Source organism: Luteitalea sp. (assembly GCA_009377605.1).
Lineage (GTDB): Bacteria > Acidobacteriota > Vicinamibacteria > Vicinamibacterales > Vicinamibacteraceae > WHTT01.
The window spans coordinates 68085-93675 of the sequence record WHTT01000013.1 but is presented as its reverse complement, the minus strand read 5'-3'; the positions used below and the strand labels follow the sequence as shown (position 1 = coordinate 93675).

The window sequence follows — 25591 nt, the reverse complement described above, 5'->3', positions numbered from 1 at the left end:
CCGTGTCATGATCAGGGCAGTACGCCGCCCGATGCGTATGCCCGGCGGACGCCTTCGTCGCGAGAACACGCTCTGTGTCACTTTCCTGGCTCAAATCCTATAGCCGGCGCTGGCGCGGCCAGACCGGCGCCGATGCCCGTGACAGCGGGCCGCACCGGCAGTTCAGGGCTGCGGTGCAGGAGGGGCTTGCGGGCGACCGCACGACGCTCGAAGGACTGTTGCAGATGCCGGGCGCGCTCGGGATCGCGGATGAGGAGGTCGAGCTGGAGCTCGAGATGGTACAGGGGGCGCTCGATCTACTCGCGCTCAAGGAGAGTCTCGTGCGGGACGGACTGCCCGTCCTCGAGCATCAACACAAGGCCCTCGGCGCGGACCGCTGCCACTTCCGCTGCTCTGCGTTCACGGTAGACGAGAGCGGCCACCGCCCTGGACGGTTGTTCCTGACCCATCGCCGGGTGATATTCCTTGCATCACCGCTGCTCGCGGTGCCGTGGAGCGCGGCGCTGTCGATCAACGACGAAGAGCGGGACATCGTGGTCAGCACGGTCACGCCTGGCGTGGCGTATCGCTTCCACTGCAACTCGTTTTCGGATGCTCGCTGCGGGGTATTGATCGCCCAGACCCTGATGAGACAGGCGAGGCCGAGCCTGGAACCGGAGCGACGATGAAGCTGCGAATCGTGTGCAAGTCGAAGATTCACCGGGCGGTCGTAACCGGCGCCGATCTGAGCTACGTTGGAAGCCTTGGCATCGATCGGGCGTTGATGCGCCTTACTGATATCGTCCCCGGCGAGCAGGTGGCTGTCTGGAATCTGAACAACGGCCAGCGCATTGAGACCTATGCGATCGAGCTACCGGAGGAGTCGGGGCAAGTTGTCGTCAACGGCGCGGCGGCAAGGCACTTCCAGCCTGGAGACGCCGTGATCATCGTCGCGTTCTGCCTCACCGATGAGCCGGTGACTCCACAGATGATCCGCGTCGATGAGAAGAACAAGTTCGTCGAGTACGTCGGGGTTGGTCCTACGCCCGTGGCGTAATCGTCTTACGCGGTCGCGCCCTGCTGTGCCTCCTGGAACGCCCGCCACGCACGATACCCGCCAGCAAGCGCCATCGCCTCGAATCCCAACGCTCCGAGCTCGCGCGCCACACGGGCGCTCGTGGCCTCGTCCGGTCAAGAGCAGTAGGCAACGACGCTCCGATCTTTAGCGCGGTTGGCAGCCCACTCCTCGACCTGATCGGGCGCTACGCGGATGCTACCGGCGAGCAGCTCGGGCTCGGCCTCGTAGTGTGCACGCGCTCGAACATCGATCACGACCGGCGGCTGCGGTCCTCGGAGCATGGTTGCGAGCTCCTCGGGCGTGACGACCCGGACGTCCTCGGGCGTGTCCTCGAACAACCCACCAAACGTGGCTTCCCGCTCCTCGGCCAGCACGCTCTCCGCAGCTCGGCGGCTGTACCAACTGGTGAGCGGCGTTGCCGACATGCCGTGCAGCACGACCGAGACGAGAACGACGATTCCCGTCAGCGCCAGCAGCTCTTCGCCTCGCGGCACACCGCCCTGAACGGCCAAGAGCGCCAGGAGCAGTGAGTTCAAGCCGCGCGGACCGAACCAGCCGATGAAGCGGCGCGCGGCGCCGCTCATGTGCGCGCGGTGCAAGACGAGCCGCATCACCAGCGGACGCACGACGACGAGGGCGATCACTGCCAGGAGCAGAGCCGGCCAGATTGCCACGCGCGTGACGAGCGACGAGAGCACCACGCCGAAGAGAATGAAGGCCATGAGCATCATCATCTCGGAGGTGGTCTCGCCGTAGTCGAGGAAGCACTCGCACAGCGAGATGTTGAACACCGTCACGGCCAGACCGGCAAAGAACGCCGATAGGAAGCCATCGCCGCCCACCGCCTGCCCGGCGAAGTACGCAGCGAGCACGAGGCCGATCCCATACAGCGCCTGGAACTCCAGGCGAATGGGAAAGCGTCGGTCGACCACGCCGACGAGCCGCGCGCCGGCGCCGCCCACGATCAGGCCTACGAGCGGGCTCACGACCAGCAGCTTCACGAGCAACCCGGCCCAGTCTGCCGCACCGCTCGCGCGCCCGGTGAGCAGCGCAATCAAGACGAGAACGATGGGCAAGACGACGAGGTCGTTCATGCCCGCCTCGATGCTCAGGGCGCGGCGCACGGGGCGCGGCAGCCTTGCGTCGCGCACGACATCGCGCAGCACGACCGGATCGGTCGAGGCCAGCACGGCACCAATGAGCAATCCTTCCAGCCGTGACAGGGAAAGCAGGTGGATGGCGGCTTCGCTGATCCCGAGGATGATGAGAATCGTGCCAGGGCCCAGCGTGAGCACTGGCACTCGCCATTCTCGTTTCAGCTCCTCGACTTGCACTTTGACGGCGTCCAGGAAGAGCGCCAGCGTCAGGCTCACGACGGCCACGATCTCGAGCACGGGATGATGTGGCTCGAGGTGCAGCACGTTCGTCCATCCGAGCACCAAGCCGAAGCCGAGAAAGATGATGGGCAGCGACAGCGGCGCCCGCTCGACGATCCCGGAGGCGAGTGCTGACACGAGCAGCACGACCGCGAAGAGTCCCATCCCGAGCAGGAGCTCTGACATGTCTAGGGAGCCTCTGTGAGCAAGAGGTTAGCGGTCCAGGGGAGCTCGTCGCAGTCGACGCCGCGTGCGGTGGCGGTCACCCGGCTCTCGGTTGCCTCTCCCTCGAGATGGAGGGTGCCGCTGCAACCGCGCGGCGAGCTGTAGGTCGTGTCGAGACGCAGTGGGGTTGGTGGATCGGCATCGTCGAGCACCACCTCTCCGCCAAAGCTCGTGTTGAGCCACTCGCTCTGGATGTTGCACGCCGCGTCCGCGCGCGGCTCGTCGCCGCCTGCCCGCGGCGTAAACAGGCAGGAGACCTCACCGTCCACGGGCGGCTCGGCGCCGACGTTCAGGCTGATCGTTCCGCGCCATACGCCGGATAGGAATACGGGGACGCCTGGACCACTTGGTGAGTCGTCGTTGCATCCCACGAGAGGCAGACCGATGAGAAGCGCTGCAACAAGGTGCCTCGCTGAAGGAATCATGTCCTTAAGCTTCCATGGCCCCTGTCGCCTCGTCAATCCAGAAAAAGGAACCGGGTATCTTTTTCTCTATGCGCCCCTCACGCCGACTTCGTCGAGATGGCGCAGGAGGCCCGCGGGGTCCTCGTAGACACGATACGCGCCTGCTCGGACCAGCTCCTCTTCACCGTACCCGCCGGAGAGCAAGCCGATACCCAGCGCGTTCGCGCGGCGCGCGGCGAGCAAATCCCACACGCTGTCGCCAACGACAATGGACTGCGCGATGTCGACGCCGAGCCGCGCCGCTGCCGCCAAGAACAGATCTGGATCTGGCTTGGCGTGCGCCACCTTGTCTCGGGTGATGACCGGTGTGTCTGGGCGCAGCCCCAACGATTCGAGCGCCGGTCGCGCGCTCTCCATCCGACCGCTGGTGGCAATGGCCCACGGCACACCCAGCTTCGTGAGCGAATCGAGCAGCTCGCGCGCGCCGGGTAGCGGTCGAACGTGAGACACGAGACGAGCGTAGGCCTCTGCGTGCGCACGCTGGAGGCGGACCACCTCGTCTGCGCTCAGCTTTGCCTCCGTTTCTCGAAGCAGCGCATTGATGAGCAGGCCGCCGCTCATACCGATTCGGCGGTGGATGCGCCAGACGGACAAGCGGATGCCCGCGGCCTCGAGCGCCTCCCGCCAGGCGAGCACATGCTCGTAGACGCTATCGACCAGCGTGCCGTCCAGATCGAACAGAATCGCCGGCCGACGCTCGACGTCGGTGTGCGAAGATTCCATGGTCGCAAGATACCATCACCCGCTCCGTGGGGGCTGTGCACCGCGGAGAAGCGTCCAGCCCATCGCGGCGAGCAGGATCAATTTGATCACCTCACCTGTCATGTACAGCAGGTGCGTGCTCGATGGCGGCGGAGTCTGCCCCTGGATGACCATGTCTGCGCGCGCGGAGAGCACAGGAAGGAGAAACACCTGCTCGACGAGCAGCACGGCCCCGATCCCGACCAGCATGATCCGTACGAGCTTGGGCGGTCGAGTGACGAACGCCAGGATGGCGGCAATCGGGAACATGATGCGCTCGACGCCGGCAATAGCCGCGAAGACCACCTTCCCCACCGACAGTCCGACCGCGCGAGTCAGGCCGGGAGCATCGAACCTCACGATGGCCTCGATGGCAATGCCGATGAGTAGGCCGATCCAGACAAAAGCAAGGGCAGCAAGGAGGAGACGGGCCCGTGTCATAAGCCATGTCGAGCATATGCGATCACGGGTGCTTCGGGCTCACGAAAGACCACGGTCCTCGGCGCGCCCGAGGGTGACCGATGCCCTCCCTCGCCGGTTGCCGTCAGGGTTGAACGAGACGAGAAGCACGTGCTACGATCGGCGTTCGCGGAGGTGAGCGCCCTGCTCACAAGGCCACCGCGAGTCGTGTGGGCCGCTAGCTCAATTGGTAGAGCAGCAGACTCTTAATCTGCGGGTTGAAGGTTCGAGTCCTTCGCGGCTCACCAGCTCTCATTGCATTCGAGCTGGGCTCGCCCCGAGTTCCTCCGCTCGCGCCGCGCCCTGCGGGCGCGCCGCTCTGCCCGAGTCCTTCGCGGCTCACCATATTTCTTAGCAATTGTTCAAATTCCACGGGCGGTTCGCCCGGATCGTCCTCGTTGGCCCCAACGCTGACCCCAATTGACCCAATGGGTCCGATGCGGGTCGCGCGTAGGCGCGACTCTGAGCGCGATAGCGCCGGGGAACATCGCGTTCATCTCCTTGGCGGCTTGCGCCTGAAGGCTGTCGCTGACGTGGCCGTAGTATCCATCGTCACGCTGATCTGGCTGTGGCCGAGCGTGGCCTGGACGTTGCGATCGTCGAGGGGCGTGCCGATGGTTGACGAAAATACTAAAGCGGAGTGCTTCCATCGATCGGCGTTCGCGCGGCGCTCCAGGGCTTGACGCACCTGCTGGGTGCGTAGGGCGTCTTGGGCGAACTTGGGCAGCGCGAGCGTTCGCCGGCCGCTCTTCGTCTTGACGTCATCGATGAGCGCCAGACCGTGCGGTCTGACGCCTTTGGCTGGATCCATTGGCGGCTCTGGCGACGTACAGCAAGCCGCGGTGGAGATCCACGTCTTGCCAACGGAGGCCCAGGCTTTCGCCGAGTCGTAAGCCGATGGCGAGGGCTCCCGTGAAGAACGCCTCGAGCCGATGCGCGGCGCTCGCCGCGATGAACCCGTCGGATCCTCGCAACAGTCTGTTCGGTTTGCGCAGCTCGGCCGTTTATAACTACTGAACCCACTGTAGAGCTTATCGGCTTAGACGGGAGGAGGACCCCGATGTCGAAGTGTGCTTTGGTTGGGCTCGCCGTTGGTGTGAGCCTCTTTTGTGCCCTGCCTGCCGCCACCACAGTATCCGCCCAGCCGTCGTTTGAGCGTGGATGGATCGACGTCAACATCGGCATTGCCGGGGCTGCTGAGGACAGCCGCGGGATACGCGGAACACGAATCGTGAACCTCGAAGAGGCCGCCTTCGATGTGACCTACCGCAGACCGCGCGGTGCGGACTTCGACTTTGGCGGTGGGTTCATGTTCACGCCGCTATTCGGCGCCGGTGTGAGCTTCACAGGGACGGCCCACCAAGATCCTGCGGACCTTGCGATTCGCATTCCCCATCCGATTTGGGCGAACGCCTTCGGGAATGCGTCTGGTGAGACCGGCCAACGCCTTGAACACACCGAAGGCGGGGTTCACCTTCAAGCGATGGCAGCCCTTCCGCTGCCTAACGACCGTGTTCGTGTGCGCGTGTTCGGCGGACCGACCTTCTTCCGCGCCAAGACCGAGGTGGTCACCGAGATCCGCTACGACCAGGTCTATCAAATCTTCGGGCCAGGCAACGCCGTGGAAATCTCCGAGTACGACAGTGTCTCCATCGAAGAAACAGGTTGGGGCTTCCACGGAGGTGGAGACGTGAGCGTGTTCTTTACCCGCGTCGTAGGCGTTGGGGGTTTCGCGCGATTCTCTCGCGGGGAGGTCACGATCGACGACTCTCGCGTGCTAGCGAACAGCCCTACTGATCTGAAGGTCGGCGGATTTCAGGCCGGCGGCGGTTTGCGCCTGAAGTTCTGATCCCGGAGATGTCAGCCGAATCACGGGCGATCAATATCATGATCATCATCGCAGTGTTTGTCAGCTTGCTCGCGGCGCAAGATTCGATGCTGTCCGCCAACGCTGTGCGTCCATCTCTCGGCGGTCCGCTTGCCTCGCCATCTGGCAAGGATCCGAGCGCGGGACAAGCCAGCGGACGCACCATTGAAGATGAATTCTTAGATTGGGTCCGGCTGAACGAAGAGGGCGGTCGAACGGTTCAGACACCCGTCTACATGCGTTTGTTCGCGATCAGCAAGACAAACCTGGGCACCGGAGGTGAAGGAGGCAAGGAGTCGCGCGTCGCCGAAGCCAAGATGTTGCAGGCCCAAGGGCCCGTACTACTCCGTGAAGCGTTCCTCTCCAAAGCCAGGGCACTTGGGCTGAACGCGCGCGGGCACGACGATCGCCCACTCACAGAGCTGCCGGACACGGCGATCGTCATCGAAGGTGAGTTCGTGAAGATTGATCCAGGCAGTCGTGCCAAACGCCATTGGTTGGGCTTTGGAGCCGGCAAATCATCGATCGAGATCGCCGGGCGAATCGTCACGCCTACGGGCAGCTTATTAGCGGAGTTTCGGCACCGTCGGATTGGTGTCATGGGCGTCTACGGAGGCGACTCCGTCGGCAAGCTACTCTCAGACACGCGATCGAACGGTGAGGATCTTGCTGAATTCGTCGGCGCATGGCTGACCGACAAACTCCCCAGGCGGTGAGGCGCGCCTGGCGTGAAGGCTGGTTGACGATGCAGAAGGATCGCTCAACGACTAAGAACGGCCGCAACCCACGGAAGATTACGCGCGTCTACACACGGATGTCAGCGCTCACCTGAAACCGCGTAAATCTGCACAGTGGTCGTCGTAGGCGGTCTTCGTCTTTGTTCTTCTGAAGAAAAAGAGAATGGCTGTGGGCGCTGTGGGAATCTCGCGTTCTGTGCGAGATTTCCAAGCAGCTGTGGGCGCGTTCTGTGCGTCCATAGCAGCGTCAGCGTCCACAGCCTCTTCGTTGAGCGATCGGAGGCGGCTCGCGTAAGCTGACGGTCGCGGTGGTTGAGGTGAGGGCCTGGAGCTTGGACCTCCAGACCCTCGGGTGACCGCCTCGATGCTCCGACGCGAACCGAGCCGGTCGTCTCTCTTGTGCCACGGTTTGACTCGCGTGTCCAGTCGGAACGCCGCGCCGCTCCGACGTCGTGGCCACGCCGCTTCGCCAGAAAATCTGCCGGCGCTGCAACAGACTCTTCGCGATCTGCGCGTCGTGTGATCGTGGCCACGCGTATTGCTCGGCGGGGTGTCGCACGGCCGCCCGCCACGCCTCGGTCCGCGCCGCGCGGCGGCGCCACCGGGTCAGTCCGGAAGGCCGCCTCGATCATCGGGATCACCAGCGCGCGTATCGCGCCCGCGTGAGGGATCAGACTTCCCGCCGCGCGGCACCGCCCGTGACACTGCCTGCGGACACGGCGACGGATCGATCGCCGACCGCGCCCCTGGCGGGCGCGTTGCGCTGTATGGTTTGCGGCCGCGAAAGCGCGTGGCTCCTTCCACCGCCCTGGCGAATCCGTCGCGTGTCCTCGGAGACGCCCCATGATCACGCCCGAGCAGCACGCCGAGATTCGCCGTCTGTATTTCGGCGAACACTGGAGGGTCGGCACCATCGCCGCCGCCCTCGGCGTTCACCATGACACGGTCCGTGCGGCCCTCGCGCACGACACGCAGACCGTGCGGCGTGGCACGTGCCGCGCGACGATCCTCGATCCCTACCTGCCCTTCATTCGCGACACGCTGGCGCAGTATCCGCGCCTGCGCGCCACACGACTCTTCGAGATGGTGCGCGCCCGCGGGTACACGGGCTCGGTCGTCCAGCTCCGGCGCGTGGTGCACACGCTGCGCCCGGCGGCGACGCCGACCGTCTATCGCCGCTTGACCACCTTGATGGGTGAAGAGGCGCAGGTCGATTGGGGCGCGTTCGGATCGATCCAGATTGGCCACGGTGCCCGCCCGCTGTCCGGCTTTGTGATGGTGCTGTCGTACTCGCGCGCAGTGTTTGCGCTCTTCACGCTCGACCAGACGCTCGAGAGTTTCCTCCGCGGCCATGTCGAGGCCTTCCAGGCGTGGCCCGGCGTGGCACGCACCCTGGTCTACGACAACCTGCGCAGCACGGTGCTCGAACGGCAGGGCAGTGCGATTCGCTTTCATCCGCGGCTGCTGGAGCTCGCCGGCTATTATCACTTCGCCCCACGGCCCTGTACGCCTGGCCGCGGGAATGAGAAGGCCTACGCTTCATACTGCACCTCATTGGCTGGATGTGTCGCGGATCGTCGCTCACGGTCCCATCGCGCGATCCCCTTCGAGGCGTAGCGCGTGGGCGCATCGGCGCCTGGTGGCTCAAACAGATATTGGGGCTTGTCGTTGTAGGCATGCGCGCGCAGCAGCCCGGCACGCCGCCAGTGCTTGGCGGTCGCCGTCGAGATCTGTAGGGCGCTGGCGAGTTCCGCCAGCGTGAGCAAGCCGCGTTCGCGGAGCCGCTCGTACCGGGATCGTAAATGATAGTGGTCTCGGACGCGCGCCACCATCATGATATCCACCGGCTTACCCGTCCCAGAGCGAAAGCCTCTGTCGGTGAGCACGCGCGCGATCTGGACGTCGGTATAGTCGGCAAGGAGGCGGTCGATCTCGGCGACCACTTCGGCGCTCGTTTGGCGCAAGGCCCAGGCTGGCGCCGGCCGCGGCAAGGTCAGCGTCTGCGTCGCCCCGCCGCGGAAGCGTACGTGCACGACGAGCTCGTTCCCTTTGACCAGCGTCACGTCCTCGACGATCAGTCGCAGCATCCGCTTCCGCTCACGGTCCGGCGTCGCCGCATCGCGCCAGAGGCGTGGGACATCATGCGCCAGGGCCAGAATGCGGGCCCGCTGTTCGTCGCCGAGGACCACACAATCGGCGTCGTGCTGCTGTCGATACCGTTCCTGCGTGTCGTTGAGGAGGCGTAACTTGCCATTCCAGTCCGCTTCCAGCGAGTCGGCGACTAGCCGATTGTTGGGATCGACCCGCATGAATCGTTGGCGCGCGAGATCGACGTCGTACTGCGCACGTTCGACCGCCTTGCGACGGAGTGCGTCGGCCTCATCCAGGCGGCTCTGGAGTTCTTGCTGGATCCCCAAGGTCACCTCGAGGGCCATCGGACTGACCGCGTCGACGACAAGCGCGCCGATCGCGTTATCGATGCTCGCTCCCGTGATCTGTTGGCAAATGGCATGGCCATGTTGGATGCCTTCGCGTTGGCAGGTGTAGATCGGGGCCAGGGTGCCACGCGATTGGTGATACCGCACCGTCATCCGTAGGCCGCACCGGCCGCAGAGGACGAGGCCCTGCAGGAGCGCCGGGCCTTCGCGGGGCGGACTGCGCCGACGATCGTGGCCATACCCCGCGGCGTTGTCGCGGAGCATCGTCTCATGCTGTTCAAACTGGTCCCAGGTGATATAGCTCGGATGCGCATCCCGGACGAGCGCCGTCCATTCCTCACGCGGGAGCTTGTGGTATTTCCGATCCTGATGGCGCTGCCGCGTGCGCCCGTAGACGAACGCGCCCGCGTAGCGCGGGTTGTGTAGCACCCAGAGCGTGCGCGGATGGTCGAGGGGGCCCCAGATCACCTCGCCTTTGTGCGCGCCGTGCCACATCCGCCGCGGGAACGACAAGCCGTGGTCGCGGAAGCTCTTGACGGTCGCGGTCGCGGAGCCCGTCCGACGGAAGGTGTCGAAGAAGACGCGGATCGTGTGCTGCACCTGCTGATCGGGGTCGAGGGCGACCCGCCCCGCGGCGTCGTAGACCAAGCCGATGGGGACGCGGCATTGCAATTCGCCGCGCCGCGCTTTATTCAAGATGCCCCCGATCAGCCGGGCGCGAAGGACGTGGAGCTCCGCTTCGGACATCGTGCCCTTCAAGCCCAGTAACAACCGATCATTGAAATACGCGGGATCATAAATCCCGTCTTCGTCCAAGATGAGCGTGTCGGTCAGCGCACAGATCTCGAGGAGTCGATGCCAATCCGTCGAGTTGCGCGCGAGGCGCGAGACCTCCAGGCCCATGACCATCCCCGCCCGGCCCAGGCCGACGTCGGCCACCAAGGTTTGAAACCCGGCCCGATCGACGGCGGACGCGCCCGACAGGCCTTGATCGTTATCGACCACGACGATCTGATCGGGGGCCCATCCGAGCGCGATGGCTCGCTGCTGGAGGTTGTACTGGCGTTGCGTACTTTCCGTGTGCTCGAGGACCTGACGCAGCGACGATTGGCGGATGTAGAGATAGGCGTGTCGCTTGAGATGCCGCGCCTGCACTTTGCTATTTGTCTCGAGGGTCATGGATGTGTCTCCTCTCGCGTCGCGCCGAGCGCCATCGTCACCAGCAAGTGGGTCACCTCTCCTCGCACGCCCGCGGGCACCGCGATGCCTGGCCCGAGCCCCGGTCCTTCTGGCGTCCGCGCGGGCACCGCACAGGCTGACCAGGTCCGAATCCATCTAGCCATCCCTTGACGGATCACGAGGGCGAATCCCCGCTCGCGCTCGCCGCCGCCCTCGAGCACCGCGCGCCGCAGGCCCTCGTACCCGGCGGTGGCGTCATTGAGCATGGCGTCGTCGGGCGGTGAGTCAGGCCTTATCGTGGTCGTTTTTTTTCCTGTCGCGTGAGCGCCCGCTCGATGCTGCGGGGATGGACGATGATGCCGAAACGGTCGGCGACGTGCTGGGCCAGATCGACCGGCCGGAGTGACCCATCCTGCGCTCGCGCCTGCTGGAGAAAGGTGACGATCTCGGCGGTCAGCTTGTGGCCGCCGTGGGGCCCGCGCTTCTTGGGCAGCAGCCCTGCCAATCCGCGTTGCTGAAACGCCCGCTGCGCCTGATAGAACGAGGGTCGCGAGAGGCGGAAGGCCGCCGCGGTCGGCGTGACGGGCTGCGCGTCGATCTCGACGCGTCGCAGCATTTCGTATTTGACCTGCACGAGGTCGCGCGCGTCGAAAAAGTCGTGGGTCCCAAACACCGGATCCGTGATCTGGTCGGCGTGGCGGTTGAGGGCGCCGTCTACGCGCAACGCCTCGACCTTGGGATCGTGGCGAGACGGGCGAGTACGTTGTGGCATGTGTTAAGTAAATTACGACATACAATCCCTGGGTGTCAAGCGAGAATCCACCGGCCGATCGCAAACGATGAGAGAACAAATCGACCAATACAATCATCCGCCCTGGTCTGCACGTCTGGGGTGCTCGGCGCCGTCTCGGCGTATTTCTCTTTACAGTTGCGGCGAAATTTGCCTGACACCACGACTGGGCGACCTGCGTCAAGAAGCCGGGCGTCATCGCCGGGCCTCGGCGATCACCGCACACAGCCGGAGCAGATCCGACAGCCGACAGTAGGCTCGCCCGCTCGCGAGGGTGACGAACGGATCGGGCTCGGCGACATCCGTCCAAGTGACGGGCATGGCGGCCAGGGCTCCATCGTCATCGGCGTAGAAGACGCGGTACTCACCCCAGGTTTGGTGGACGGACACGACTTCGAACGCCCGCCCAATCAGTGGGTGGAAGGGATGGGTGACGCGGAAGAGTCGATGCGAGTCATGCGCATCGACCGCAGTTGACGGCTTTCGCCAAGGGAAAGATCGAGCGCCAAATTCAGTACCTCCGGCACGCGTTCTTTGCGGCGCGGACCTTTGCCGACGTCGACGATCTGAACGCCCAATTTCGCCGCTGGCGCGACGAGATCGCACATCAGCGCCCCCATCCCGAGTCGCGCGATCAGACCGTCGCGCAGGTCCTCGCGCAGGAGCAGCCGCGGCTCCTGCCGCTGCCCGTGCATCCCTTCGCGACTGACGTGATGCGCACCGTGGCGTCCGGCAAGACCCCGTACGTACGGTTCGACCGGAATAGCTACTCGATTCCGCACACGCACGTGCGCCGACCGCTGACGCTGCTCGCGAGCGCCACGACGGTCCGCCTGATCGCGGGGACCGACGAGATCGCTCGTCATGTCCGCAGCTACGACACGGGGCAGACGATTGAGCAGGCGGCGCATGTCGCCGGCCTCGTGGCCGCGACGCGCCAGGCGAATCCGTCGAGTGCACGCGACCGGCTGCGGCTCGCGGTCCCGGCGATCGCCACCCTCTTGGATCGCTTGGCCGCGCGCGGCGAATCGCTGCGCGTCCACACCGCCCGCTTGCTGGCCCTGCTCGACGACTATGGGCCTCACGAACTCGGCGCCGGCGCCATCGCCCACATTCTGGAAACGCGCCGCCGCCAGCGCGGGCAAAAACCGCCGATCCCGTTCGCGTTGCCCGATCGCCCGGGCGTCCGCGATCTCGATGTCACGCCGCACCGCTTGGAGACCTACGATGAGCTCACTCGATCCGATCCCGACGACGCTGAGTGACCAGCTGCGTCAGCTCGGGCTCGTCCACACCGCCGCTGATCTCAATGACCTCGTGGCGCGCGCCACCCAGAAGCGCTGGAGTCCGGTCGTCCTGCTCGAACACCTCGTCCAGGCCGAACTCGCCGCCCGTCTGCGCCACCGTGTCGAACGCCGGCTCCGCGACGCGCGCCTCGGCCGCTTCAAAGCCATGGCCGATTTCGAATGGAATTGGCCGACCCAGCTCCATCGCCCGACGGTCGAGCGCGTCTTCACCCTCGATTTCCTCACGCAACGAGAAAACGTCATCATCGTCGCCCCCAATGGTCTGGGCAAGACGATGCTCGCCAAGAATCTCGTGCATCAGGCGATTCTCGCCGGCCACTCGGCGCGCTTGGTCACCGCGGCCGATTTGATCCTGGACCTGACCAGTCAAGACACCGCCCGTGCCCTGCAGCGGCGGCTTCGCACCTATTTGCGACCCAGCTTGATCGCCATCGACGAGATCGGCGACCTCGCCTATGACGCCCATGCCGCCGATCTGCTCTTTCAGGTGGTGAGCCGGCGCTACGAACAGAAATCACTCGTGGTGACCACGAACTTACCCTTCACACAATGGGATACCGTCTTCCCGAATGCCGCCTGCGCCGTCGCCTTGATCGATCGACTGACGCATCACGCCGAGATCATCACGATCGAAGGGGAGTCCTATCGCAAGCGAGAGGCCGAGCAATCGCAGAAGGCCAAGCAGGCCCAGAAGCCGCAGCCTTCACCGAAGCCCAAAACATCACCTCTCGCTCCGCCCGATTAGTATCGGTCCAGATTTACGCGGTTTTACGTGAGCGGCAACAACGGACGGTGGGAACACCATCCCACGCCACACGGCCGCAGCCGTGCTTGAGCAAGTCCAGCGATGATGCCAGCGGCTATGGTCGGCGTTGCAGGCGGGCTCGTCGGGATCGTGGCTGGTGTCGTGCTTGGCGTCAAGGTTACGCGCGGGATGTGATCGAGTGCCAGTGCCCGGCGTGCCGCTAGCGCTATGCGTTGGCGGAATTGGAGAATCGACGCGAGCAGTTCGGCAGCCGCGACAACATATTGCAGCGCCACAAGACCGATCATATCGAGCATGCCTAGCCCCGAGGTCGCGGCGTCCTCCCCCGCGCGACAGGCACTTCCGCGCGCCGGACGCGTGCTTCCCTCCCCGAGCGCCTCTGCACCCTATGATGCCGGCCGCCTCCCTTTCGCGCCGCGCCGGCCTGGCAGCGATACCACGCGCTTCTTTCATCGTAAGCTCACCTGTAGCACCTACTTTGACGTGTGTGACGCTGTCTAGTTTGGAGACCTGCGTGAGGATCTGGTCCTGAGTGACGTCGCAGGACGAAGGTTCGGTGAAACTTTCAGCCGAGGACAGGCACGAGCGATCACATTGTGTACAGCGTGCTACACTCGTAGTCAACGGAGCGCAAAGACAATGTCAACGAGGCACGTCTCCTTTCGCATCAATTCTGAGATCTTCGAACGTCTGGAGCGACGTGGGCGGCAGGTGGGGCGCCGGCGTCCCGAGCTGATGAATCGCTACATCGACGAGGGCGTACGTATGGACGATCACCCCGGCATGGTGTTCCGATCTGGACCGGCAGGCCGACGACCAGCGCTTGTCGATGGCCCGGACGTCTGGGAGGTGGTTCGGGTGGTCCGGAACGTTGAAGCGACCGGCGACCAGGCGGTAGACGAGGCCGCTCGGTGGCTCGGCCTGCGCCGAGACCAGGTTGAAGTGGCTCTGCGGTATTACGCCGAGTACACCGATGAGATCGACGCCTGGATCGCACGCCTCGACGAAGAAGCCGCGCGCGCCCGTACGATCTGGGAGCGGCGCCAGAGCGCACTCGCGTGAAGCTGCTCGTGGACCAGATGTGGCCTGCGACCCTCGCGGACCGGTTACGCAAGCGCGGCCACGACGTCGTCGCGGTCATCGAGCGTAAGGATCTCACCCACGCGGCAGACGACATGGTCTTCGACACCTCACGCCGGGAAGAGCGTGCGGTGTTCACCGAAAATGTTCGCGATTACCTGCCGCTCGCAACCGACTGCCTCGGCAGGTCCGAGGAGTTCTTCGGCCTCATCCTGACATCCGACCAGAGCTACCCACGGGGCCACTCGAGGACGCTCGGCCGCGTCGTCGTGGCACTCGACCGCTACCTGATCGAGCACCCACCAACCGATGCTCTGCGTAATGGCATCGACTGGTTGCCAGTGGTGAACAGACCCGCCTGACCGTGGGCGTCGGGCCGAGAGATTGCAAACAAAGTGCGATCGCGCGACCGCTTATAGCGCCGTCGCTGCGTTGGAGCTGGTGATCAGGGACTTCAGCGAAGGCTCACGATGATGGAATCCGCATTCGCAAGAGCTTCAGCGTCGGTCCTCTGCTTTTCAATCTTTCGGGGGCCGAGGTGCATCGGTTCCCGGTGGGCAAGGACCAACCGCAGCACCTGCACCAGCAGATTGAGCGCCACGGGGACATGACGCACCCGACCGAACGTCGCGGCTCGCCACAGACCCGGTGTGCACGAAGACCAGGCGCGCATGACGGCTGCAAGGGAGCGCTCCGCCACAGTGGCAGCCGAACGCTTGATTCGAATCGCACCACGTGCAACTCTGAACATATGACTCAGGCGGCCAAGAAGCTGCTCGACGAGTTCGAGGTACTTCCGGACCAGGATCGGGCGGAGGTTGTCGCGGAGATCCTGTGCCGGACAGCCTGGCCCCCTCACGACCTCCCGAAGGACGAAGACTTGGTCGCGGCGGCCGATCATCTCTTCCTTGATCTTGATCGCCGCGAGCCGTCCTAAATGCGGTCGCCGCAGCGGGGTGAGGTCTGGCTGATAGACCTGGGCATGACGGCAAAGGTCCGCCCAGCGCTCGTCATCGGCGTTCCCGCAGACGATACCGATCGCGCTGGTGACGATGGTGCCGCACACGACGAGCCCGCGCGCGTCGCGATTCGAAGTGGCGATGTCCGTGCCGCTCCTGCGCGCAGACGTCTTCCACGCTCAGGTGTCGTCACCATCCCACACGCGAAGCTGACAGACGGCTCGGGAGGCTGTCACGTACACAACTGGCGTCTGTCGAACGCGGTATGCCTTTGGATCGGGCCTTTGGATCGGGCCTTTTAACAACCCAATCCAGGAAGTTGAGTCGCGGTTTCAATGGCTGGCCCATGAAACCCAGACGTGCTCTGCCCCCGCCTTTGCTTCTCAGAGGTTACAATCGGACTGTCGGTATTGTTGACGCGGCGTGAGGTGTAGGATGGGGTCTATGCTCATCGAAGTGGACATGCCGGAAACTCTGGAGGCACTTCGCCTGCCCCCCGGCGTCAACCAGCGGCTCCAGAATCTCTTGGACCGCCAAGACCGGGGGGATAACCTCAGTGCCGAGGAGCGCCTTGAGGCAGAGGGGCTCGTCGACCTCGCGGAGCTGCTGTCGTTGCTCCGACTTCGTGCCCGGCGCATCGCGCAGGAAGCCGAGGGGTGACCCGCGACATCCCGGCACATCTGCGCCGGGCAGTGATCAAACGAGCCAAGGACCGGTGCGAATACTGCGGCTTGTCGCAGGACGGACAAGAGGCGACGTTTCACATCGACCACGTAATTCCTCGAGCGGGAGGAGGGCAGAGCTCCGCTGGGAATCTCGCCCTGGCGTGTGTCTCCTGCTCGTTACGCAAGGCTGCCCGACGGACTGCGGCCGATCCGCAGACCGGGGAAAACGTCCCACTCTTTGATCCGCGTCAAGATGCGTGGACCCAGCATTTCCGCTGGGAAGGCGTGCAGCTTGTGGGCCTCACAGCAAGCGGGCGAGCTACGGTCGTAGCGCTCGCGATGAATCGGCCCCTCATCCTCGCGATCCGAAACGAAGAGGCGGCGCTCGGACGCCATCCACCACGCTGATGGGTCAGTCGGAGACTGGCAAGAGGAGGCCGTCGTCGCGATGTGGATGGCGGACAGAGGCATGCGGCTGGGCGATCACTGGTTGCGCCCACGTTGCAACAGCCTGCCGCCGCCTGCCGGCCTCTGCACACCAGACTGATGAAAGTGCTTAGAAATCGGCGCTATTTCGAGCGTCTGGAGCGACTCTTAATCTGCGGGTTGAAGGTTCGAGTCCTTCGCGGCTCACCAAAACTTCCAATAACAATCGATACGGCGCGGACTATCAATAGAGGGAGTATCGCCTGCAATGAGCGTCAGGGTCACATTGGGGTCACACAGCCCAGGCGTTTAAATCTGAAAACGCCTCTAGACAGCGGACAACGCTTCGCTGCCACCTGCGTCGAAGAACAACTCCGGACAACCGGTTCTCCGTCACCCGTTCCGGCGCTGGTCAGGCAAGTGCGCCCGATAGTCATTCCTAAGCAGCAGGTGGTCGGTTCGAGTCCGATCGCCGGCTTCACGAAATCCTTCCGGCGTCCACATCGCCTTCGCGGCCCCTCACTCCCGCATCCCGTCGCCCACTACAAATCGTTGGCCACCGCCTCGCCTACTACCTACGCTGTCAGGAGCGGGTGCAGGTTGTGCAGCAGCCCGGCTGAATTGGCCTTTCGGTACCGAGGTGACGATGCTTGTCGAACTGTTGATCCGCCGACTGATGCGCGCGCCAGCGTTTCTCGTTGCGACGGCGGGAACGCTGACTGTCGGGCTCGGCATGGTGGCAGTGGTGTACACGGTCGTCCAGAAGATCCTGATCGAACCGATGCCGTACCGGAATTCCGATGGTCTGTACTACGTTTGGCGGCATTTGACTGTAGCTTCGCATGCGACAATGCGGTGGTCCGCGTTGTAGATTCTGACCTTGCCCGTGACCCCGTTCGGAGCGCGTCGTGCGGATCGTCTTCAACTGTCTGCCAGACGCTGGAAGAAAGCCAACGCTCCGACCGCAGGACACGTCAGAATCCAACTGAGAGGTCGTGATGAGGGAGATTCGCTGGGCTTGGCGCAACATCACTGCGCGGCGTTGGCGGGCGGCTCTGACGATTGGTCTGCTCGCCCTTGCTCTCGCAGCAACCACAGTCGTCTTCTCTGCTGCCGATTCGCTCGTCTTCCGTCGCGTCGCATACCCGGCGGCCGACCGGCTGATCACATTCGACACGCGCGATGCAAAGACTGGGAGACCCGGGGGCGGTTTTGCGTCCGCGGCCGTGCTCGATGAGTGGCGAAAACAGACCGATCTGTTTTCCGGCGTTCACGGGCATCTGTACAAGACCATCTTCCTCATCGGTAGTGGAAAGCCCGAGCTGGTGCCGGCCGCCGATGTAACAGCCGGACTGATCGACATGCTCGGCGTGCGGCCGCGCTGGGGCCGCACTTTGTCTGAAGACGACACACAGCAAACAGACGTTCACGTAGTCCTGATTGCCGAAGCGATTGCGCGCGAGCGGTTTGGGGATCCCGCACGGGCGGTGGGCCAACGGATCGAAACCGCAGCGGAGCCTCTGCAGGTTGTCGGTGTCATGCCTGCATCCTTCCGGTTTCCGGATGGCACACAGCGTATATGGCGCGCGTTCGATCCTCGAGGACCTCTCGCGCGGAACATGGGCATCTCGCTGATCGCCCGGATAGCCGACGGCGTCTCCTTGACGCAGCTGTCCGAGTTGATGGAAGCGCGCAGTGAGGCGCTCTACGTGGCTGCCGGCGCAGGCACTGTCCTGGTTGCATCGCCTGCGCCGATGAGAACAGCCCGAGTAGTGGCCGAACAGCGCCGCTTGCTCTTCGTGCTGCTCGGTGCGGCGATCAGCCTTCTGTTGACCGCGTGCGCCAATGCGGCAAGCCTGGAACTTGCCGGTGCACTCGCTCGGGCCAGAACCTATGCGATTCAGCTCGCCGTCGGTGCGTCGCGCACAGAGCTGGTTCGCACTGGTCTCCTGGAAGGGATGTGCCTGGTCGGGACTGCCGCCCTGGCGGCCGCCGTGCTCGCGTCTCTCGGGACCGACGCACTCGTTCGGTACCTCCCTCCGTCGCTCACAGCGAGTGTCAATCCGATTGACGTCGACTACCGCGCGCTGCTGGTGACAACAGGCTTTGCGGGCCTGGCGTGGATCCTGTCCTCGTTGCCTCTGGTGGTATTCGCTTGGCGCGCGAACTTGTTGGAGCTATTGAAGATTGAAGGGACGCACATCTCCGCGTCGCGGGCCGGTGCCCTCTGGCGACGTGTCCTGACGGTGGCGCAAGTAGTACTTGCGGTCATGCTACTCGTCGGCAGCGTGCTCTACGTTCGTAGCTATCTCGCGTTAGTTCGCCTCGACAAGGGGTTTGACAGCTCCGGGGTGGTCGCGATTTCGCTCACGATTCCACCACACCTTCTCGGCGGCGGCGCCGAGCGCGCGGCGATGGCGCGGACCATTCTGGAGCGCCTGCGTGCACGCCCCGGCGTCCTCGGGGCGTTCGAGGGATCGCCGCCGCCGTCCACCGGCGACAGTCCGACTTTGAACGATCACATCGAGGTAGACGGGAGACCGCCGATGGAGACGAACATCCTGGTGCCACGGCTATGGGTCGACCCGGACTACTTCCGTGTGCTCGGCATTCCATTGGTCGCCGGCAGGATGTTCGAACGGGGGGATCCGCCCACGAATGTCATCATCACGGAGTCCCTGGCAAGAAGGTTGTGGCCAGGTGGAGATGCCGTCGGGCACCGCTTTCGCGAAGACCCGCTTTTTGAGTGGAGCCACGTCATTGGGGTCGTCAAACACGTCCGCACGACGTACGACGGCACATCCGGACCGGAACGGTACTTTCAAAAGTACTCGTTGAGGCAACCGTGCGGCGCCTCCAAACCGCCACCGCCGGCGACCGCGTCGACAGCCTCCAAGCTGCGCAGCAGCGGCGGTGGAGCCGCCTACGGGTTTCTCACCGTTACGGCGCGCGTCGATTCGCGCTCACGTGCTTCCGATCTGTATCAGACCGTGCGCAGCATCGACACACGCAACATCCTCAAGGTCGAGTTCGTGGATGACCAGTACGCGCGACAGTTCGCGGATCGGCTGCTCGCGACGCGCATCATCACAGGTTTTGGAGTACTGGCATTCGTTGTCGCAGCAGCCGGTATTTACGGGGTGATGACGTTCCTTGTGGCGAACCGGTCGCGTGAAATCGGCATACGGATGGCGCTCGGCGCGGACAGTCGGCGCATTCGTCGTCTCGTGCTCGAGTCTTCAATGCGGCTCGTATTCCTCGGGGCTGCAATGGGGATCGGCGGCGCCCTCGTCGCCTCACGGTGGGCACAATCACAGCTGTTCGGCGTCAGGGCCACGGACCCGGTGACAATAGGGCTGGTGACGGTTGCCGTGGTGATCACCGCTCTGTTCGCCACGTGGCAACCAGCGAGACAGGCAACTCGCGTAGACCCGAAAGTATTGCTGCGGAACTGATCAGTGACCGTGCCAGCCGACGAGATGGCGTCCCGTCGGCTTGCGCCGTTCACCCGATTCGCGGTCGCGATGCGTCGCTATCGAGTGCTGTGGGGTTCGAAGACAATTCGAAGCCGCGTGCCCGTCGCCTCAGCGAAGCGCCCTAGGACGTCCGTTGACGGACGGACCTTGCCGCCCTCGATGCGCGCGATATAAGACTGCGAGGTCTTCATTCGCCTTGCAAGCTGCGACTGCGACAAGCCTGCGCGCGTCCTGGCCTCGATTAACGCCCGCGCCAGCCGGAACTCTTCGTCGAGCCCATTGAACGCGGCTTTATAGTCGTCATCCTTGCTCCAGCGGCGATGCAGGTCCTTGATCTTGGTCATCTCTTCAACTCCCGCGCCCTCTGAAGCGCCAACCCGATTTCACCTGCGGGGGTCTTCTCGGTCTTCTTCACGAAGGCTCGCAGGATGACAACGCGCTGCTCTCTGGCGGCGATGTACAGGGCTCGGGCAGTCCCACCGCTTCGATCAGTTCGGCTATCCGCGCCAGACGAGCGCGCATGTCGGCTGGCAGCGCCCCCAGCTCCGCGTCGACCGTCTCATTCAGCGTTTCGACGGTCCAGGGCATCAACGCCTACTATACCAGATGTGGTATCGAACGCCCATCCGTGGTCAGCGGGCTCATGCAGCCTGCCGGAGTGCCTGCGACTCTTGCAAACTGTTCATCACCAGGCAGCGCAAGACGCGGGGTGGGTTAGCGAGCGCTCGTCACGACGAGCTGCTGCGATCGGGCACGCGCGACGACCTGGTGACCGAGCTCCGCGACGAGGGGCTCCGTGTGCTGCGCGATGACGAGCCGCTGGCAATCGCGCACCACGAGATCCGTGCGGCGCGCGATGAAGCGCCTCCCGTCGAAGCCGGAGGCGCTACTGAGCGCGCCTGTGACCAGGATGTGCCGGATGAGTAATGTGCCTTACGCGGCAGCGCCTCTGACGCGGAGCGCAGTGGTCATCGCTCCCCGAGGAGGAACCGCCAGAGCGGAATAATGCGGACGCCATTGGCTGACAGTGTCGCGGTTGCAGGCGCCCGTCCGACGACCACGATTCGTTCGGCCTTCGGGAAGCCGCGCTTCGCTTCGGAGAGGGACGTCAACTCTCGTTTGGCGACGGAGCTGTCCTCCAGGCCTTCGTACACAACCTGCACGAGCGTGCGCACGGCCGTTCCACGGCGAATCACCAGATCGATCTCTCCGCCGTTCTGCCAGAAGTACAGCTCGCCCTCTTCGCGCATGAGGGCGTTGGCGACAGCGGTCTCGGCGAGATGTCCGCGGTCAGGCGAGCCGGTCACGCTCACGACGTTGCGCAGGCCGGTATCGACGGCGTGTATCTTGCGAGGCCGGCGCAGCCGCTCGGCAGTCTTCAGGCTGTAAAAGGGGCAGAAACGTCACGAGGAATGCCTCCTCGAGGTACCCGCAGTACGCCCGCGCCAGGTCCAGCGACACGCCGAAGATCCCCGCGACCCGTTGAAGCGAGACGAGGCTCGTCGTTTGGGTCAGCAAGTGGACGGCGAGGCTCCTCAATGTGGACAGGTCCCGAATCTGGTGGCGAAGAGCGAGGTCCTTGAACAGAACATCCTCGAAATACTGCTTCAGCAGCGCTTCCTTTCGCGCCTCCTCGTCTGCCAGCACGACTTCCGGGAAGCCGCCCCAGCGCAGGTATTCGTTCAGCGCGTTCTGCATCTCGGGCCGCCGGGCCACTTGGGCAACCACATCAATGCGCGATCGTCCGTACGCCCATGAAGATGACCGTGCGGTGTTCACTGCGGCGACTGGGTGTCGCCAGGCACGAGACGGAGATGCTTCTTTCCTTTGAGCGTCTCGACCCACCGTGCGGCCATCTGATGCCGATTCCTGGTCTGGATCTCGACGACGCCGTTCGGCCAGACCATCACGCGCGTTTTCATCATCCGGCCACGCACGTAGTCGGCGTCCAAAACAAGCGCTCCTTTCCAGAAGCGCACGTGTTGGCATAGATCGTCGAGCGTCCACTCGTCGCGTTCGATGTAGTCAATCTCCGAGCTGCCGCGCGGTCGAGCGTCGTGGAAGGACAGGACCGCGAGCGCGAAGATCAGGGCCAGTGCGCCATCTTCCACGTCGTCTCGTAGGATCTTGCAGCGTAGCCGGTGGGACGAAAACTCAGGCTCCTCGACTGCTTCTGAGGAGAGGATACGGATCGGAAGGGTTCGGATCCTCGCCAGAAGCTCGTCTGCGGCTGCTCCTCTCGGCGGCATGTCGATCACGCGTCGGAGAGGTCCGGGGACACATCACCCATGTCGGACGCCGCGCACGGCCGTCTGAGCCTCGCGAGGACGTTGCTGGTACCAGAATCCCGGGGATTCGACAGGTTCGCTGCGACCGCACTTGTCTGCACTCTGTCCCTCTCTACGCAAGCAAAATCGGCGAAGAGGTCTTCGCCTGCCTGGAGCCGCTTGAGCTCTTGCAGCAGTCACGACAATTCTCGCACGTGCCCGCACACGAAGCTCAGGGGGTGACTTCACACCGGTAACCCTCATGGCTCGAGCTCTCTCTTTGTCGCCGAGCATTCGCCCGCGCGAAGTGATAACGGCTGAGTCCCGCACGGAGTGCGAGATCACGCAGATGAATGCGCTCGGCGAGGTTCTCGTCGATGAACAGCTGCACGCGCAGGAGTGCCGCCGGCGAGAGCCCGCCTCGGGGATGCGGGCGGCGGGCAGGCGGCGATGTCCACACGCGCCAGGCGCGCGATGCGGGGCTGCGTCTCTCCTGCACCCTGACCGATGCGGGCTGGGCTCGAGCGCCGCGCGCGTCAGCACGTCACGGACGGATTCCAGTCGGCAAAGAGTCCCTGCGGATTCGGCTGCCAGATCCAGACGTGCAAGTACCAGATCCCGAGCGACTCGGCGCGCTTCATCGGCTGTCCCATCACACGTGGGGGCGCCTCCTCCTTCCACGCCGCCAGTGGAACCACGTATTCGACACCCGTGAGCCGGTACTCGCCGTCCGGCATCCGCTGGTAGGTGAGGATCTCCGGCCGCTCGACCTCGACTTCGGCGTCCATCAGCGCGGGGTTCTCATGATGGAACCCCATGCCGCCGTGCGGCGGGTTCTCGACGCACTGCTCCACGTCGCGCTGGTAGCCGGCCGCCACCGCCCGGTCGAGCGACTTGAACGGCGCCGTGGCCGCTCGAACGCGCTCGACGGCCTCATCGACCGAGGCGTCCACGCCGGTCGGCGGGATGTCGTCGCCGTCGGCGGCGCCGGCAGGGGCCGTCCACAGCGCAAGCGACACGGCCAAGACGCGTAGCGCTTTCTGAACGCCCAACTTCCAACCTCCAACTGCCAAGGCCACGCTCGACGCCTTCAGCTGCATGGTGACACTCCTTGATGAGAGCTCTGCTCTGGGAACGAAGCATAGGAGAGGGAGAGGACTGGCGCTAGAGCCAATTCTGGTCTAGTCTGCTAGTCCAATCCTGGCAGGGTTCCATGGACGTTCACGTCAATCTCGTCGGCAGGAAGGATTTGAGCGGTGAAATCTATCGTCAACTACGGCGTGCCATCGGCGACGGGCGCCTTCGCCCCGGAGACGTGCTGCCGCCGACGCGACACCTCGCGCGGCGGCTCTCGGTGTCGCGGATGACCGTCACCGTCGCGTACGACAGGCTCGCGGCCGAAGGGTTCGTGACGTCGCGTGTCGGGGCCGGAACGTTCGTCAGCGAACACGCCGCCCGTCGTGGCGCCGCGATGAACCGCCCCGGTGACGGCGTTCTCCGCGCGCGCCAGGTCTGGGAATCAATCAGCTTCCCCGCCACCGTGTTCATCAGACCTCCACGCTACGACTTCCGCACAGGCCTCCCCGACGTCCGCCTGTTCCCTCATAGGACGTGGAGACGGCTGGTTGGGCGTTCGTTGCGGGACACTGGACGTGTGGGCGTCTACCAGCATCCTGCTGGCTGCCCCGGCCTTCGAGCTGCCATTGCGCGGCATGTGGGTGTCTCGCGAGGTGTGACCGCCACGTCCGACGACGTCACGATCACCAACGGGACTCAGCAGGCGCTGGATGTCCTCGCCCGTGTCCTCCTGGGGCCCGGGGATCGAATCGCGGTCGAGGACCCCGGCTACGGAGCGCCGAGGCGCTTGTTTCAATCGCTCGGTCTGCAGGTGATGGGCGTGCCCGTCGACCGCGACGGCATCGTGGTGAATGCGATCCCGCGTCGAGTCCGGGCGGTGTACGTGACACCGTCGCATCAGTACCCGCTCGGCGTCTGCATGACACTGGCGCGACGTCAAGCGCTTCTCACCTGGGCGGAACGGAACAACGCGGCGATCATCGAGGACGATTACGACAGCGAGTTTCGGTTCGGCGGGCGCCCGCTGGAAGCGCTCCAGAGCCTCGATACCAGTGGTCGCGTCATCTATGTGGGGTCGTTCTCCAAGACGATGCTGCCGACGCTGCGGCTTGGCTTCATCGTGACGCCGCCATCGCTCAGTTCAGCGGTGCAAAAGGCCAAATACGTCAGCGATTGGCACACGCCGACCTTGGTGCAGGCGGCGCTCGCCCGGTTCATCGATGAGGGCGGCTATGCTCGCCACATCCGGCGAGCCAGCACCGCGTATCGGGCACGCCACGAGATGATAGCCGCCACGTTGACCCGGGACTTCGCGAATCATCTGGAGCTGCTCCCCTCGAGCACCGGATTGCACTTGACTGCACTCGTCCCCCGTTTCACGTCCGAACAGATTCTCGCCGTGCACGCCCGCGCGGCCGACAGGGGTGTCGTGTTTCAACCGTTGTCGATGTTTGCGGTCGGCGATACACCGTTGGCAGGCGTCGTCCTCGGATATGGCGCCATCGCAACGGACGATATCGAGGAAGCGCTGCACCTTTTGCGCAGCTGCTTCTCTGCACAGGCTTCACGGCGACGTGCCTGATTTGACAATCAGGTCGGCCACAGTCCAAGCCGCCCCGGCGACGGCGAGATTGATCGCGTTGCCCGCCCAGACCATGTGCTTGGTCGGGGTGGCGGCGAGTATGGGAGCCCACACGAGCGCTCCAAAGCTGAGAATCATCGCTGTCAACAAGCGGTGGCGCGCAACGATCGCTGCGCTGCAGCGAGCCCTGGCGTCTCGGTCGCATGCTAAAATATGGCGGAGGTGGAGAACGACCGTGAAAGCGATATACGAGAACGGCGTGTTCAAGCCCCAAGAACCAGTCAATCTCGACGAACACACCGAGGTTGACGTGGTCATTCCTGCTGCCGCCACGACGGACGCTGATGATCCCACGGGATGGAAGGCTGCGGAAACGCTGATCGGCTTCATCGATGATGCGCCGCCCGACATGGCTGAACACCACAATCGGTATCTGTACGGCCCATCCGACGTGTGACCTTTCTCGACACAGGATTCTTGTTCGCGCTCACGTCGAAGCGAGACCCACCATCAGCGCGTCGTCCAGGTCTTTGGCACGTTCAAGGGCCTTCGTCTCTCCGACCACCTGCTCACGACCAACCACGTTATCGCCGAGACCATCACGCTGGCGCACAAGATCGGCCATGCTGAGGCCGTCAGGCTGCTGTCCTTGC

Annotated in this window: 33 protein-coding genes, 1 tRNA gene and 2 pseudogenes; 18 read left to right on the top strand and 18 right to left on the bottom strand. The window is 64.3% G+C overall.

The features are described 5' to 3' along the window. The first annotated feature begins 74 nt into the window (after positions 1 to 74). Positions 75 to 668, top strand: coding sequence for a hypothetical protein (locus GEV06_06595; protein MPZ17562.1), 594 nt, complete (start codon positions 75 to 77; stop codon positions 666 to 668). Next, positions 665 to 1036 carry an aspartate 1-decarboxylase gene (locus tag GEV06_06590; protein ID MPZ17561.1) on the top strand — a complete coding sequence of 124 codons (372 nt, stop codon included), beginning with the start codon at positions 665 to 667 and terminating at the stop codon, positions 1034 to 1036. Before GEV06_06595 ends, GEV06_06590 begins: the two co-directional genes overlap by 4 nt. A 134-nt stretch (positions 1037 to 1170) precedes the next feature. Here GEV06_06590 and GEV06_06585 read toward each other — a convergent pair whose 3' ends face one another. From GEV06_06585 to GEV06_06570, 4 genes are all read right to left on the bottom strand, one after another. Beyond that, positions 1171 to 2619, bottom strand: a complete 1449-nt coding sequence (locus GEV06_06585; GenBank protein MPZ17560.1) for a hypothetical protein — start codon at positions 2617 to 2619, stop codon at positions 1171 to 1173. 2 nt (positions 2620 to 2621) lie between these two features. Then, positions 2622 to 3083 (bottom strand): hypothetical protein, encoded by a 462-nt coding sequence (locus tag GEV06_06580; GenBank protein ID MPZ17559.1) that lies wholly within the window; start codon positions 3081 to 3083, stop codon positions 2622 to 2624. A gap of 66 nt (positions 3084 to 3149) precedes the next feature. Then, positions 3150 to 3845, bottom strand: a complete 696-nt coding sequence (locus GEV06_06575; GenBank protein MPZ17558.1) for an HAD-IA family hydrolase — start codon at positions 3843 to 3845, stop codon at positions 3150 to 3152. 15 nt (positions 3846 to 3860) lie between these two features. Further along, positions 3861 to 4304 (bottom strand): hypothetical protein, encoded by a 444-nt coding sequence (locus GEV06_06570; protein ID MPZ17557.1) that lies wholly within the window; start codon positions 4302 to 4304, stop codon positions 3861 to 3863. Positions 4305 to 4494: 190 nt separating this feature from the next. On the opposite strand from GEV06_06570, the gene GEV06_06565 reads away from it, so the two are divergent. Then, a tRNA-Lys gene (locus GEV06_06565) sits at positions 4495 to 4570 on the top strand. A 245-nt stretch (positions 4571 to 4815) separates the two neighbouring features. On the opposite strand, the gene GEV06_06560 is transcribed toward GEV06_06565, so the two are convergent. Together GEV06_06560 and GEV06_06555 are read right to left on the bottom strand one after the other, a co-directional pair. Further along, positions 4816 to 5133 (bottom strand): hypothetical protein, encoded by a 318-nt coding sequence (locus GEV06_06560; GenBank protein MPZ17556.1) that lies wholly within the window; start codon positions 5131 to 5133, stop codon positions 4816 to 4818. Further along, positions 5084 to 5317 (bottom strand): tyrosine-type recombinase/integrase, encoded by a 234-nt coding sequence (locus GEV06_06555; GenBank protein ID MPZ17555.1) that lies wholly within the window; start codon positions 5315 to 5317, stop codon positions 5084 to 5086. Before GEV06_06555 ends, GEV06_06560 begins: the two co-directional genes overlap by 50 nt. Before the next feature lie 65 nt (positions 5318 to 5382). Here GEV06_06555 and GEV06_06550 point away from each other — a divergent pair, with 65 nt between their 5' ends. The 3 genes from GEV06_06550 (at position 5383) to GEV06_06540 (ending at position 8543) form a co-directional block, all read left to right on the top strand. Further along, positions 5383 to 6171, top strand: coding sequence for a hypothetical protein (locus tag GEV06_06550; GenBank protein ID MPZ17554.1), 789 nt, complete (start codon positions 5383 to 5385; stop codon positions 6169 to 6171). 8 nt (positions 6172 to 6179) lie between these two features. Then, on the top strand, positions 6180 to 6905 hold the full coding sequence (locus tag GEV06_06545) for a DUF4410 domain-containing protein (GenBank protein MPZ17553.1): 726 nt from the start codon (positions 6180 to 6182) through the stop codon (positions 6903 to 6905). Positions 6906 to 7769: 864 nt separating this feature from the next. Then, positions 7770 to 8543 carry an IS21 family transposase gene (locus GEV06_06540; GenBank protein MPZ17552.1) on the top strand — a complete coding sequence of 258 codons (774 nt, stop codon included), beginning with the start codon at positions 7770 to 7772 and terminating at the stop codon, positions 8541 to 8543. Here the strand turns inward: GEV06_06540 and GEV06_06535 are convergent. The 4 genes from GEV06_06535 to GEV06_06520 all read right to left on the bottom strand — a co-directional run bounded on the left by GEV06_06535 (position 8459) and on the right by GEV06_06520 (position 11723). Beyond that, complete coding sequence (locus GEV06_06535; protein ID MPZ17551.1) at positions 8459 to 10543, bottom strand: recombinase family protein; 2085 nt, start codon at positions 10541 to 10543, stop codon at positions 8459 to 8461. The genes GEV06_06540 and GEV06_06535 overlap by 85 nt on opposite strands. Next, the gene (locus GEV06_06530; protein MPZ17550.1) at positions 10540 to 10809 is read right to left on the bottom strand and encodes a hypothetical protein; all 270 of its coding nucleotides are present in this window, start codon (positions 10807 to 10809) and stop codon (positions 10540 to 10542) included. Before GEV06_06530 ends, GEV06_06535 begins: the two co-directional genes overlap by 4 nt. A 26-nt stretch (positions 10810 to 10835) precedes the next feature. Continuing rightward, entirely contained in the window at positions 10836 to 11315 is a 480-nt protein-coding gene (locus GEV06_06525; GenBank protein MPZ17549.1) for a helix-turn-helix domain-containing protein, read from the bottom strand. Positions 11316 to 11528: 213 nt separating this feature from the next. Then, positions 11529 to 11723 carry a hypothetical protein gene (locus GEV06_06520; GenBank protein ID MPZ17548.1) on the bottom strand — a complete coding sequence of 65 codons (195 nt, stop codon included), beginning with the start codon at positions 11721 to 11723 and terminating at the stop codon, positions 11529 to 11531. A gap of 83 nt (positions 11724 to 11806) precedes the next feature. On the opposite strand from GEV06_06520, the gene GEV06_06515 reads away from it, so the two are divergent. The 4 genes from GEV06_06515 (at position 11807) to GEV06_06500 (ending at position 14848) form a co-directional block, all read left to right on the top strand. Next, positions 11807 to 12598 (top strand): IS21 family transposase, encoded by a 792-nt coding sequence (locus GEV06_06515; protein ID MPZ17547.1) that lies wholly within the window; start codon positions 11807 to 11809, stop codon positions 12596 to 12598. Further along, a complete protein-coding gene (locus GEV06_06510; protein MPZ17546.1) occupies positions 12561 to 13385 on the top strand; it encodes an AAA family ATPase in 825 nt (274 codons plus the stop codon). The genes GEV06_06515 and GEV06_06510 overlap by 38 nt, the downstream gene beginning before the upstream one ends. Before the next feature lie 660 nt (positions 13386 to 14045). Then, positions 14046 to 14468: a hypothetical protein gene (locus tag GEV06_06505; GenBank protein MPZ17545.1), complete on the top strand. Its 423-nt coding sequence runs from the start codon at positions 14046 to 14048 to the stop codon at positions 14466 to 14468. Continuing rightward, positions 14465 to 14848, top strand: coding sequence for a hypothetical protein (locus tag GEV06_06500; protein MPZ17544.1), 384 nt, complete (start codon positions 14465 to 14467; stop codon positions 14846 to 14848). Before GEV06_06505 ends, GEV06_06500 begins: the two co-directional genes overlap by 4 nt. A gap of 92 nt (positions 14849 to 14940) precedes the next feature. Here GEV06_06500 and GEV06_06495 read toward each other — a convergent pair whose 3' ends face one another. Further along, entirely contained in the window at positions 14941 to 15387 is a 447-nt protein-coding gene (locus tag GEV06_06495) for a hypothetical protein (protein ID MPZ17543.1), read from the bottom strand. Between the two features lie 36 nt (positions 15388 to 15423). Here GEV06_06495 and GEV06_06490 point away from each other — a divergent pair. From GEV06_06490 to GEV06_06470, 5 genes and pseudogenes are all read left to right on the top strand, one after another. Next, positions 15424 to 15704, top strand: a pseudogene (locus GEV06_06490) (type II toxin-antitoxin system PemK/MazF family toxin). A 185-nt stretch (positions 15705 to 15889) separates the two neighbouring features. Next, positions 15890 to 16105 (top strand): hypothetical protein, encoded by a 216-nt coding sequence (locus GEV06_06485; GenBank protein ID MPZ17542.1) that lies wholly within the window; start codon positions 15890 to 15892, stop codon positions 16103 to 16105. After that, positions 16102 to 16518: an HNH endonuclease gene (locus GEV06_06480; protein MPZ17541.1), complete on the top strand. Its 417-nt coding sequence runs from the start codon at positions 16102 to 16104 to the stop codon at positions 16516 to 16518. The genes GEV06_06485 and GEV06_06480 overlap by 4 nt, the downstream gene beginning before the upstream one ends. Positions 16519 to 17182: 664 nt before the next feature. Then, entirely contained in the window at positions 17183 to 17407 is a 225-nt protein-coding gene (locus tag GEV06_06475; GenBank protein MPZ17540.1) for a hypothetical protein, read from the top strand. Between the two features lie 127 nt (positions 17408 to 17534). Next, the gene (locus tag GEV06_06470) at positions 17535 to 19991 is read left to right on the top strand and encodes an FtsX-like permease family protein (protein ID MPZ17539.1); all 2457 of its coding nucleotides are present in this window, start codon (positions 17535 to 17537) and stop codon (positions 19989 to 19991) included. 77 nt (positions 19992 to 20068) lie between these two features. On the opposite strand, the gene GEV06_06465 is transcribed toward GEV06_06470, so the two are convergent. Together GEV06_06465 and GEV06_06460 are read right to left on the bottom strand one after the other, a co-directional pair. Then, complete coding sequence (locus GEV06_06465) at positions 20069 to 20356, bottom strand: helix-turn-helix domain-containing protein (protein ID MPZ17538.1); 288 nt, start codon at positions 20354 to 20356, stop codon at positions 20069 to 20071. After that, positions 20353 to 20600 (bottom strand): annotated as a pseudogene (locus tag GEV06_06460) (type II toxin-antitoxin system RelE/ParE family toxin). Before GEV06_06460 ends, GEV06_06465 begins: the two are co-directional and overlap by 4 nt. Before the next feature lie 18 nt (positions 20601 to 20618). Between GEV06_06460 and GEV06_06455 the strand changes: the two are divergent. After that, positions 20619 to 20939 (top strand): hypothetical protein, encoded by a 321-nt coding sequence (locus GEV06_06455; GenBank protein MPZ17537.1) that lies wholly within the window; start codon positions 20619 to 20621, stop codon positions 20937 to 20939. A gap of 41 nt (positions 20940 to 20980) precedes the next feature. Here the strand turns inward: GEV06_06455 and GEV06_06450 are convergent, their stop codons facing one another. The 5 genes from GEV06_06450 to GEV06_06430 all read right to left on the bottom strand — a co-directional run bounded on the left by GEV06_06450 (position 20981) and on the right by GEV06_06430 (position 23379). After that, a complete protein-coding gene (locus tag GEV06_06450; GenBank protein MPZ17536.1) occupies positions 20981 to 21394 on the bottom strand; it encodes a DUF4143 domain-containing protein in 414 nt (137 codons plus the stop codon). After that, positions 21303 to 21740 carry a hypothetical protein gene (locus GEV06_06445; protein MPZ17535.1) on the bottom strand — a complete coding sequence of 146 codons (438 nt, stop codon included), beginning with the start codon at positions 21738 to 21740 and terminating at the stop codon, positions 21303 to 21305. The genes GEV06_06450 and GEV06_06445 overlap by 92 nt, the downstream gene beginning before the upstream one ends. A 47-nt stretch (positions 21741 to 21787) precedes the next feature. Continuing rightward, entirely contained in the window at positions 21788 to 22123 is a 336-nt protein-coding gene (locus GEV06_06440; GenBank protein MPZ17534.1) for a hypothetical protein, read from the bottom strand. Between the two features lie 388 nt (positions 22124 to 22511). After that, entirely contained in the window at positions 22512 to 22778 is a 267-nt protein-coding gene (locus GEV06_06435; protein ID MPZ17533.1) for a hypothetical protein, read from the bottom strand. A gap of 37 nt (positions 22779 to 22815) precedes the next feature. Beyond that, positions 22816 to 23379, bottom strand: coding sequence for a hypothetical protein (locus GEV06_06430; GenBank protein ID MPZ17532.1), 564 nt, complete (start codon positions 23377 to 23379; stop codon positions 22816 to 22818). 113 nt (positions 23380 to 23492) lie between these two features. Between GEV06_06430 and GEV06_06425 the strand changes: the two genes are divergently transcribed. Both GEV06_06425 and GEV06_06420 read left to right on the top strand, forming a co-directional pair. Next, on the top strand, positions 23493 to 24938 hold the full coding sequence (locus tag GEV06_06425) for an aminotransferase class I/II-fold pyridoxal phosphate-dependent enzyme (protein MPZ17531.1): 1446 nt from the start codon (positions 23493 to 23495) through the stop codon (positions 24936 to 24938). Further along, complete coding sequence (locus GEV06_06420) at positions 24850 to 25395, top strand: DUF104 domain-containing protein (protein ID MPZ17530.1); 546 nt, start codon at positions 24850 to 24852, stop codon at positions 25393 to 25395. The genes GEV06_06425 and GEV06_06420 overlap by 89 nt, the downstream gene beginning before the upstream one ends. The last annotated feature ends 196 nt before the right edge of the window (positions 25396 to 25591 follow it).

What these genes read in the sequence shown, in the direction of transcription:
- GEV06_06585 (MPZ17560.1), bottom strand. Translation starts at nt 2,619, where the DNA reads ATGTCAGAGCTCCTGCTCGGGATGGGACTCTTCGCGGTCGTGCTGCTC.
- GEV06_06425 (MPZ17531.1), top strand. Translation starts at nt 23,493, where the DNA reads ATGGACGTTCACGTCAATCTCGTCGGCAGGAAGGATTTGAGCGGTGAA.
- GEV06_06550 (MPZ17554.1), top strand. Translation starts at nt 5,383, where the DNA reads ATGTCGAAGTGTGCTTTGGTTGGGCTCGCCGTTGGTGTGAGCCTCTTT.
- GEV06_06535 (MPZ17551.1), bottom strand. Translation starts at nt 10,543, where the DNA reads ATGACCCTCGAGACAAATAGCAAAGTGCAGGCGCGGCATCTCAAGCGA.
- GEV06_06545 (MPZ17553.1), top strand. Translation starts at nt 6,180, where the DNA reads ATGTCAGCCGAATCACGGGCGATCAATATCATGATCATCATCGCAGTG.
- GEV06_06455 (MPZ17537.1), top strand. Translation starts at nt 20,619, where the DNA reads ATGTGGTATCGAACGCCCATCCGTGGTCAGCGGGCTCATGCAGCCTGC.
- GEV06_06470 (MPZ17539.1), top strand. Translation starts at nt 17,535, where the DNA reads ATGAGGGAGATTCGCTGGGCTTGGCGCAACATCACTGCGCGGCGTTGG.
- GEV06_06560 (MPZ17556.1), bottom strand. Translation starts at nt 5,133, where the DNA reads ATGGATCCAGCCAAAGGCGTCAGACCGCACGGTCTGGCGCTCATCGAT.
- GEV06_06430 (MPZ17532.1), bottom strand. Translation starts at nt 23,379, where the DNA reads ATGCAGCTGAAGGCGTCGAGCGTGGCCTTGGCAGTTGGAGGTTGGAAG.
- GEV06_06530 (MPZ17550.1), bottom strand. Translation starts at nt 10,809, where the DNA reads ATGCTCAATGACGCCACCGCCGGGTACGAGGGCCTGCGGCGCGCGGTG.
- GEV06_06465 (MPZ17538.1), bottom strand. Translation starts at nt 20,356, where the DNA reads ATGACCAAGATCAAGGACCTGCATCGCCGCTGGAGCAAGGATGACGAC.
- GEV06_06495 (MPZ17543.1), bottom strand. Translation starts at nt 15,387, where the DNA reads ATGATCGGCCGCCGCGACCAAGTCTTCGTCCTTCGGGAGGTCGTGAGG.
- GEV06_06420 (MPZ17530.1), top strand. Translation starts at nt 24,850, where the DNA reads ATGGCGCCATCGCAACGGACGATATCGAGGAAGCGCTGCACCTTTTGC.
- GEV06_06475 (MPZ17540.1), top strand. Translation starts at nt 17,183, where the DNA reads ATGCTTGTCGAACTGTTGATCCGCCGACTGATGCGCGCGCCAGCGTTT.
- GEV06_06485 (MPZ17542.1), top strand. Translation starts at nt 15,890, where the DNA reads ATGCTCATCGAAGTGGACATGCCGGAAACTCTGGAGGCACTTCGCCTG.
- GEV06_06540 (MPZ17552.1), top strand. Translation starts at nt 7,770, where the DNA reads ATGATCACGCCCGAGCAGCACGCCGAGATTCGCCGTCTGTATTTCGGC.
- GEV06_06580 (MPZ17559.1), bottom strand. Translation starts at nt 3,083, where the DNA reads ATGATTCCTTCAGCGAGGCACCTTGTTGCAGCGCTTCTCATCGGTCTG.
- GEV06_06570 (MPZ17557.1), bottom strand. Translation starts at nt 4,304, where the DNA reads ATGACACGGGCCCGTCTCCTCCTTGCTGCCCTTGCTTTTGTCTGGATC.
- GEV06_06505 (MPZ17545.1), top strand. Translation starts at nt 14,046, where the DNA reads ATGTCAACGAGGCACGTCTCCTTTCGCATCAATTCTGAGATCTTCGAA.
- GEV06_06510 (MPZ17546.1), top strand. Translation starts at nt 12,561, where the DNA reads ATGAGCTCACTCGATCCGATCCCGACGACGCTGAGTGACCAGCTGCGT.
- GEV06_06590 (MPZ17561.1), top strand. Translation starts at nt 665, where the DNA reads ATGAAGCTGCGAATCGTGTGCAAGTCGAAGATTCACCGGGCGGTCGTA.
- GEV06_06525 (MPZ17549.1), bottom strand. Translation starts at nt 11,315, where the DNA reads ATGCCACAACGTACTCGCCCGTCTCGCCACGATCCCAAGGTCGAGGCG.
- GEV06_06575 (MPZ17558.1), bottom strand. Translation starts at nt 3,845, where the DNA reads ATGGAATCTTCGCACACCGACGTCGAGCGTCGGCCGGCGATTCTGTTC.